The organism is Burkholderia cepacia (genome assembly GCF_001039005.1).
Taxonomy (GTDB): domain Bacteria; phylum Pseudomonadota; class Gammaproteobacteria; order Burkholderiales; family Burkholderiaceae; genus Burkholderia; species Burkholderia theae.
This window is the reverse complement of record NZ_LDWR01000101.1, coordinates 1-8,306: the sequence shown is the minus strand read 5'-3', so window position 1 is coordinate 8,306 and position 8,306 is coordinate 1. Positions and strand designations below refer to the sequence as shown.

Sequence of the window (8,306 nt, the reverse complement as noted above, 5' to 3'; positions counted from 1 at the left end):
CCCTGCTCGCCCCCCCCCCCTTCCTGCACGCTTGCGCCGGGCGGTTCATAATTCCGCCATCGAATGACGGACCGCCAGGCCCGTCCTGTAACTGGAAACCGATGATGGAAAGTGTGGATCTCGACGTGCTGAAGACGAGCGCGCGCTGGCTCGAGGAAGGGCGCCGCGTACTGCTCGTCACGGTCGTGAAAACGTGGGGCTCGTCGCCGCGCCCCGAAGGCGCGACGCTCGCGGTGCGCGAGGACGGGCTCGTGGTCGGCTCCGTGTCCGGCGGGTGCATCGAGGACGACCTGATCGCCCGCGTGCACGCGAGCGGCATCGCGGCCGATGCGCGCCCGGAAGCGCTCAAGTACGGCGTGACGGCCGAGGAAGCACACCGCTTCGGGCTGCCGTGCGGCGGCACGATCCAGCTCGTGCTCGAGCCGCTCACGCGCGACAGCGGGATTGCCGCGCTGTGCGCGGAAGTCGAGGCCGGCCGCCTCGTCACGCGCACGATGACGCTCGCGACCGGCCGTGCGTCGCTGTCGCCCGCGCAGGCGACCGACGGGCTCGCGTTCGACGGCGAGCGGCTCATGACGATCCACGGGCCGCGCTATCGGATGCTCGTGATCGGCGCCGGCCAGTTGTCGCGCTATCTGTGCCAGATCGCGGTCGGGCTCGACTACCAGGTGACGGTGTGCGATCCGCGCGAGGAATACACTGATGCCTGGGACGTGCCGGGCACGCGCGTCGTGCGCACGATGCCGGACGATACGGTGCTCGACATGAAGCTCGATCCGCGCTCGGCCGTGATCGCGCTCACGCACGATCCGAAGCTCGACGATCTCGCGCTGATGGAGGCGTTGAAGACGTCCGCGTTCTACGTGGGCGCGCTCGGCTCGCGGCGCAACAACGCGGCACGGCGCGAGCGGCTGCGCGAATTCGACCTGAACGAAGCGGAACTGGGCCGGCTGCACGGGCCGGCCGGTATCTACATCGGCAGCCGGACGCCGCCGGAAATCGCGATCTCGATCCTGGCCGAGATCACCGCCGCGAAGAACAACGTGTCGCTGCCGACGATCCTGCAGGTCGAGGGCGCAAAGGCCGCGCGGGAGATCGCGGCGAACAGCGGCGCGGCCTGCGGCCTCTGATCCGCACCGGCCGACCGCTTCGGTCGTGCCGGACGCACGGTTCGCGCCGGCGGCAGGCCGGCGCGAGCGTCGATCAGGTCAGGCCGGCGGCAAGCGCCGCGGCGACCGAACCGACGACCAGCACGACGCCGACCGTGCGGCGCTTGTTCAGCTCGGTCCACAACAGCACGCCCGTCAGCGACAGCAGGATCAGCGAGCCCGCGATCGTGTCCATCAGCAGCACCCAGCCGAGGTTCATCCCGACGCCGCGATGCAGGTTGTTCAGCGTCGTCAGGAACGTGTTGCCCGTACGCTTCACCGACACGTAACCATTGCCGACCCAGTATTCGGCCTGCAGGTTCTGGTGCGGCCCGAACAGGCCCATCTGCCAGTGCTCGGGCTGCATCACGCGCCGGTCTCCCCACGCAACGGCCTGCGCGGGTTCCTTGCGCATGCGGCCCGGCTTGCCGTCGAAATGCAGTTCCTGCTGCAGCCATTTCGTCATCGCGGCAGGCGTCTTCGGCACCGACGCCGGCAACGCGATCTGCATCTCCTCGACCTGCGGCTCGCCGGTCGAAATCTTCAGCGGCGGCGCACGGTGGTTGAGCAGCACGCCCGTCACGCCGAACAGCAGCCCGAGCACCGCGCCCCACAACCCGACCCAACCGTGCACCTTGCGCAGCCACTTGATGAAGGTCGCCCGGCGCGAGCGCTGGCGGCGCGCGGCCAGTTCGTCGTCGCTCAGCGGGCGGGCCACCGGGCGCAATACGGTGACGCCTGCTCGGCGCGGATTGATCGTTTCGGGCGCGTTCACGCGAAAGTATCCATTCGTTCAAAACAACGGGCGGCGCGCAGAAATCGCACGCCGCCCGAGCAACATGAAAATGAGAATGGATATCATTACACAAATCAAATGCCGACTCAATCCGCCCAGGGACGCAGCAGCACGCTCGGCGAGCGAAGAAACGCGGACGAAGCGCGCAAATTGCACCACGATGGCAATCGATAAACGACAAATGCCGACCGAATGACCATGCAAGACAGAGACAGCATTTCGTAAGAAGCTGCGCGATACCGGGCCGTTCAGCGCAGCGGCGGCAGCGGGAAACGTGGCACGGCGTCGTCCGGCGCGGGCTCGGTGCGATCGAGCGAGTACAGCCACGCGAGCAGATCCGCGACGGCCTGGTAGAGCTGCGGCGGAATGCGATCGTCGAGGTCGACCTGCATCAGCAGCGACACCATCTCCGGCGCCGTATGCACGTACAGCCCCGCATCGTGCGCGCGCGCGACGATCATCTCGGCAAGCACGCCGTAACCCTTCGCGACCACGCGCGGCGCCGCATCGCCGCCTTTCGGGTCGTAGACGAGCGCGGCCGCGCGCTTGCGGGACGTCATGCTCATTGCCACGCCTCGTCGTCGGCGCCCGGTGTACGCGGTGCCGGTCCGCCGGCCGCGCCGCGCGCGTACGCGGCGGCGGCCGCCTGCGCGGCAAACAGGTCGAAACCGTCCGGCCCGTCGTCGACCGCGCGGATCGACAGCCCGCCAACCTGCAGCCCCGAGCCCTCGAGCCGCTGCCGCAGCGCGGCCTCGTGCCGCGCGAGGCGGTCGGCGCCCGTCTGGTTCGCCCGCAGCCGCGCGACGAGTTGCGTGCCGTTCAGCACCAGCTCCGCATCGACCGTGCCGAGCGACGGCAGCGTCAACGTCAGCCGCGTGCGCCAGGCGATGCCGTCGCCCGCGTCGTCGCCGCCGTGCGGTGCGCGGCTGCCCGGATCGTCGGGCTCGATCGTCCAGTCAAGCCGCGCGCCGGGCCACGCCTCGCCCGCCCAGCGGAACTGGTCGGTCGCGAGCGCGTCGAGCTGCTGCCGGACGATCGGCACGGCGACCGGATGCACGGGCGCGAGCGTCTGCGCCAGCGGATCGGACGACGCGGCGGCCAGTTCGGCGCGCGCGGGCGTCCAGCGCGTGTCGGCACGCGCGTCGAGCGGATCGGCCGTGTCGTGCGGCAACGACGCGCCCTGCCGAGCGGCCGCCGGCAAAGCCTGCGCGGGGTCGCGAACCGGCGCGCCGCCTTGGGCCGGTGCGCCCGGTTGCGCGGCCGTCCGCGTGTTCACGGGCAGCGGCAGGCGCTGTGCGAGCAACTCGTCGAGCACATCGGTCGAGTCGTGCTGCGCGGCATCCGGGTCGATCGGCGCGAGCGTAGCCGTCAGGCGCGCCTGCGGCTCGCGCATCAGCGCCGCGAGCGGACGCTGGCCGGCCAGCCACTGCGCCAGATGGGATTCGTAGAAGAGGCCGCTCTCGCTCACGGCCTGCGCGAGCGCCGCGCGCAGCGCCGCGACCGGCGGCAACCCGGCCGCTTCGCGCGCAGCGGCGGCGGACGACGCCGCTGCGGGAGCCGGCGTGGAAGACGTGGAAGGCGCGGCCGGATCGGACGCGGCCGGTGCACGCGCCGGCACGGTCGTATCGGTCAGCAGCACGGTGGGATCGGCCAGCAGCGGCGTGCGCCCGGCAATGACCGGCGTCGCATCGCCGCCCGCACGCGAAATCGCGTCGAGCACGCGCCCGACATCGGACAGCGCGGTCTGCGTGGAAGCCGGCGGCGCGGCGGGCGGGCTGGCGGGCGCGGGCGAGGACGACGCGCCGGCACCCGGCGTGCCGACCTGCGCGGTCGCGCCGCCGCCGGCGGGCGCCGACACGGTGCCGGTCAGCAGGCTGTCGAGACGGCTCGCCAGCAGCGCGGCTGCAACGGGGTCGATACCGGTCATGATCGGAGCCTGCTCACCTCAGCCACATCGTTGCAAATCCGGGAACGGCACATCCGTGCCGCCCTCGGGAACAGCGCGCCTGCGGTAACGGGCCCTACCCGCGCGCGCGGTAGAGATCGGTCAATACCTTGGTCGAGCGCCGCGCCTCGAACAGCGCGGACAGCCGCGCGACGTCCGGGCTCGCGAGATCGCGGATCGCGGCGTCGTCGGCCAGGATGCGGCGGATCAGGTCGAGCTTGCGGCCGAGATCCGATTCGTCGAGCGCAACGCCCGGATCGGCCTCCTTCAGCCCGTCGACGAGCTGCATGAATTCGGCCTGCAACCCCGGCAACGCGCTCCAGTCGGCGCCGCGCGCGGCGCACAGCATCCGGCCCGACACGGCTGCGAGCGCCTCGTAACGAGCGAAGTATTCGGCCTTGCGATTCATCTTGATGCTTCCACTGCCTGTTGCGCGGCCATGCGCGCGGCTTCCGGGGCAATCCCCGTCCATGCTTCCTCGAGCGTCGCGAGCAGCCCGTCGACTTCGACCAGCATCGCGTCGCTCGCCTGCGCGTTCGCTTCCAGCAGACGCCGGCCGATATACGCATACAGCCCATCGAGCCGATCCGCGATCTCGCCGCCCGCGTCGCGGTTCAGCGACGCCTTCAGGCCGCTCTCGACGATCCGGATCGCCTTGCCAATCGCTTCGCCGCGCCCGGACACGTTGCCCTGCTGCAGGTGCATGCGCGCCAGCGCAATCGCCTGCCGCGCCCCCTGGTAGAGCATCGCGATCAGCCGGTGCGGGGAGGCGCCCATCACCCCCGTCTCGACGCCGACACGCGCGTAGGCATTGGCTCCAGCGTGTCCTGGGGAAAACATGCGCATCTCCTTGTCATGCGGTAGCTATACGGGAGCCGTCGCCGTGCATCGCACGACGCGGCCTTCTCCGGAGTTATCGGAAGGGATTTGGAAAGCTTTAGGCGCGCGGGGCCGCCGCCGGGCGCGGGAGGCCGGCCCGCCGGGCCCGCCCGGCCCTCGTCACACCGACATCTGCATGATGTCGTTGTAAGCGCTCACGAGCTTGTTGCGGACCTGGAGCCCGAACTGGAAGCCGATGTTGGCTTTCTGCATGTCGACCATCACGTCGTTCAGCGACACGTTCGGCGCGCCGACCTCGAACGCCTGCGCCTCGCCGAGCGCGTGCTGCTGGTCGCCGCTGATCTTGTCGAGCGACGCCTTCATCGCGCTCGCGAACGTGCCGGCCGTCGCCGCGCCCGAGCCGGCCAGCGCCGCCGTCGGGCTCGCGACGCCGCCGGACGCCTGCGCGGCCATCGACTGCATCTGTTGCAACACCGAACCGATCCCGCTGACGTTCGCAGTCATGCTGTCCCCAGAATTGAGAGAAGAGACCCGGACGCACCGGGCGTTTCCGCCGGTGCCGCACCACGCGCACCATGCCGGATCGCAGCAAAGAATAGCAGCGCGCCGCGCGTCAAAGCCGAGAAAGTACGGGGGAAACCCCGCTCTTTTCGGTCGATCGGAGTACGGCCCGGATCACGATAATCGCATCGTGTCATTGTCCGCCCGCTCGTCCGAGCGAGCTCAGTCGTCCCGCTCCGGAGAAACTCGACGCATGGATTCGCAGGCCAACTCGCTGATCAATCCCGACGCCCGCGCGGGCCTCGCCAGCCCGGCGCCCGGCGCCGCCGCGGCCGCCGCGTTGCCGGGCGTGGGTGGCGCCGGCGCGGACTTCGGCCTTGGCGGCTTCGCCGAACGCATTCCCGGCATCTCGCGGATGAAGGGCAACCCGAAGCTGCCGTTCCTGATCGCCGTCGCGTTCGCGATCGCCGCGATCACCGCGCTGGTGCTGTGGAGCCGGACGCCCGACTACCGCGTGCTGTACAGCAACCTGTCGGACCGCGACGGCGGTGCGATCATTACCGCGCTCCAGCAGGCAAACGTTCCCTACAAGTTCGCGGACGCCGGCGGCGCGATCCTCGTGCCGTCGAACCAGGTGCATGAAACGCGCCTGAAGCTCGCCGCGATGGGCCTGCCGAAGGGCGGCTCGGTCGGCTTCGAGTTGATGGACAACCAGAAATTCGGCATCAGCCAGTTCGCCGAACAGATCAACTACCAGCGCGCGCTCGAAGGCGAGCTGCAGCGCACCATCGAATCGATCAATGCCGTGCGCGGCGCGCGCGTGCATCTCGCGATCCCGAAGCCGTCGGTATTCGTGCGCGACAAGGAAGCGCCGAGCGCGTCGGTGTTCGTCGACCTCTACCCGGGCCGCGTGCTCGACGAGGGCCAGGTCCAGGCGATCACGCGGATGGTGTCGTCCGGCGTGCCCGACATGCCCGCGAAGAACGTGACGATCGTCGACCAGGACGGCAACCTGCTGACCCAGCCGGCTTCGGCGTCCGGCCTCGACGCGAGCCAGCTCAAGTACGTGCAGCAGGTCGAGCACAACACGCAGAAGCGCATCGACGCGATCCTCGCGCCGATCTTCGGCGCCGGCAACGCGCGTTCGCAAGTCAGCGCGGACCTCGATTTCTCGAAGATCGAACAGACGTCGGAAAGCTACGGCCCGAACGGCGTGCCGCAGCAGGCCGCGATCCGCAGCCAGCAGACCAGCAGCGCGACCGAACTCGCACAGGGCGGCGCATCGGGCGTGCCGGGCGCGCTGTCGAACACGCCGCCGCAGCCGGCCTCGGCGCCGATCGTCGCCGGCAACGGCCAGAACGCGCCGCAGACGACGCCCGTGAGCGACCGCAAGGACCAGACGACCAATTACGAGGTCGACAAGACGATCCGCCATCTCGAACAGCCGATGGGCAACGTGAAGCGGCTGTCGGTCGCGGTGGTCGTCAACTACCAGCCGGTCGCCGACGCGAAGGGCCACGTGTCGATGCAGCCGCTGCCGCCCGCGAAGCTCGCGCAGGTCGAGCAGCTCGTGAAGGACGCGATGGGCTACGACGAGAAGCGCGGCGACTCGGTGAACGTCGTGAACAGCGCGTTCTCGACCGTGAGCGACCCGTACGCCGACCTGCCGTGGTGGCGCCAGCCCGACATGATCGCGATGGCGAAGGAAGCCGCGAAGTGGCTCGGCATCGCGGCGGCCGCGGCGGCGCTCTACTTCATGTTCGTGCGCCCGGCGATGCGCCGCGCCTTCCCGCCGGCCGAGCCGGTCGCGCCGGCACTCGCGGCGCCGGAAGATCCGGTCTTGCTCGACGGCCTGCCCGCGCCGGTCAAGGCCGAGGAGCCCGACTCGTTGCTGCTCGGCTTCGAGAACGAGAAGAACCGCTACGAACGCAACCTCGACTACGCGCGCACGATCGCCCGCCAGGATCCGAAGATCGTCGCCACCGTCGTGAAGAACTGGGTGTCCGATGAACGCTGAAGGCTTGACCAAGAGCGCGCTCCTGCTGATGTCGATCGGCGAGGAAGAAGCCGCGCAGGTATTCAAGTTCCTCGCGCCGCGCGAGGTCCAGAAGATCGGCGCCGCGATGGCCGCGCTGAAGAACGTCACGCGCGAGCAGGTCGAGGACGTGCTGCAGGACTTCGTGAAGGAAGCCGAGCAGCACACCGCGCTGTCGCTCGATTCGAGCGATTACATCCGCTCGGTGCTGACGAAGGCGCTCGGCGAGGACAAGGCCGGCGTGCTGATCGACCGCATCCTGCAGGGCAGCGACACGAGCGGCATCGAGGGCCTGAAGTGGATGGACTCGGGCGCCGTGGCCGAACTGATCAAGAACGAGCATCCGCAGATCATCGCGACGATCCTCGTGCACCTCGACCGCGACCAGGCATCCGAGATCGCGTCGTGCTTCACCGAGCGGCTGCGCAACGACGTGCTGCTGCGGATCGCGACGCTCGACGGCATCCAGCCGGCCGCGCTGCGCGAGCTCGACGACGTGCTGACGGGCCTGCTGTCCGGCAGCGACAACCTGAAGCGCAGCCCGATGGGCGGCATCCGCACCGCGGCCGAGATCCTGAACTTCATGACCAGCGTGCATGAGGAAGGCGTGCTCGAAAGCGTGCGCCAGTACGACGCCGATCTCGCGCAGAAGATCATCGACCAGATGTTCGTGTTCGAGAACCTGCTCGAGCTCGAGGATCGCGCGATCCAGATGGTGCTCAAGGAAGTCGAGTCGGAAACGCTGATCGTCGCGCTCAAGGGCGCGCCGCCCGCGCTGCGCCAGAAGTTCCTCGCGAACATGTCGCAGCGCGCCGCCGAACTGCTCGCCGAGGATCTCGACGCGCGCGGCCCGGTGCGCGTGTCCGAAGTCGAGACGCAGCAGCGCCGCATCCTGCAGATCGTGCGCAACCTCGCCGAGAGCGGCCAGATCGTGATCGGCGGCAAGGCGGAAGACGCGTATGTCTGATTCGGCGAGCGATCGCGCGGGCACCCTCACCGCGTACCAGCGGTGGGAGATGGCGTCGTTCGACCCGCCGCCGC

General features: G+C 69.6%; 9 protein-coding genes and 1 pseudogene. 4 read left to right on the top strand and 6 right to left on the bottom strand.

All coding sequences use genetic code 11. The annotated features are described in order from the left end of the window. Nucleotides 1-104 precede the first annotated feature (104 nt). Entirely contained in the window at nt 105-1,130 is a 1,026-nt protein-coding gene (locus VL15_RS37785) for an XdhC family protein (protein WP_048252011.1), read from the top strand. Nucleotides 1,131-1,203: 73 nt separating this feature from the next. On the opposite strand, the gene VL15_RS37780 is transcribed toward VL15_RS37785, so the two are convergent. The 6 genes from VL15_RS37780 to fliE form a co-directional block, all read right to left on the bottom strand. Further along, a complete protein-coding gene (locus tag VL15_RS37780; RefSeq protein ID WP_048252010.1) occupies nt 1,204-1,923 on the bottom strand; it encodes a PepSY-associated TM helix domain-containing protein in 720 nt (239 codons plus the stop codon). 269 nt (nt 1,924-2,192) lie between these two features. Beyond that, entirely contained in the window at nt 2,193-2,510 is a 318-nt protein-coding gene (locus tag VL15_RS37775; RefSeq protein WP_048252009.1) for an EscU/YscU/HrcU family type III secretion system export apparatus switch protein, read from the bottom strand. Then, on the bottom strand, nt 2,507-3,871 hold the full coding sequence (locus VL15_RS37770; RefSeq protein WP_048252008.1) for a flagellar hook-length control protein FliK: 1,365 nt from the start codon (nt 3,869-3,871) through the stop codon (nt 2,507-2,509). Before VL15_RS37770 ends, VL15_RS37775 begins: the two co-directional genes overlap by 4 nt. A 94-nt stretch (nt 3,872-3,965) precedes the next feature. Beyond that, the gene (locus VL15_RS37765) at nt 3,966-4,298 is read right to left on the bottom strand and encodes a flagellar protein FliT (RefSeq protein ID WP_048252007.1); all 333 of its coding nucleotides are present in this window, start codon (nt 4,296-4,298) and stop codon (nt 3,966-3,968) included. Continuing rightward, on the bottom strand, nt 4,295-4,729 hold the full coding sequence (gene fliS, locus VL15_RS37760; protein ID WP_048252006.1) for a flagellar export chaperone FliS: 435 nt from the start codon (nt 4,727-4,729) through the stop codon (nt 4,295-4,297). The genes VL15_RS37765 and fliS overlap by 4 nt, the downstream gene beginning before the upstream one ends. Nucleotides 4,730-4,888: 159 nt before the next feature. Next, a complete protein-coding gene (gene fliE / locus VL15_RS37755; protein ID WP_021164033.1) occupies nt 4,889-5,233 on the bottom strand; it encodes a flagellar hook-basal body complex protein FliE in 345 nt (114 codons plus the stop codon). Nucleotides 5,234-5,483: 250 nt separating this feature from the next. Here fliE and fliF point away from each other — a divergent pair, with 250 nt between their 5' ends. From fliF to VL15_RS42425, 3 genes and pseudogenes are all read left to right on the top strand, one after another. Then, on the top strand, nt 5,484-7,247 hold the full coding sequence (gene fliF / locus VL15_RS37750; protein ID WP_048252005.1) for a flagellar basal-body MS-ring/collar protein FliF: 1,764 nt from the start codon (nt 5,484-5,486) through the stop codon (nt 7,245-7,247). Then, complete coding sequence (gene fliG, locus VL15_RS37745; protein WP_048252004.1) at nt 7,237-8,232, top strand: flagellar motor switch protein FliG; 996 nt, start codon at nt 7,237-7,239, stop codon at nt 8,230-8,232. Before fliF ends, fliG begins: the two co-directional genes overlap by 11 nt. Then, a pseudogene (locus VL15_RS42425) lies at nt 8,225-8,306 on the top strand (flagellar assembly protein FliH); the annotation flags it as partial. The gene fliG and the pseudogene VL15_RS42425, both read left to right, overlap by 8 nt.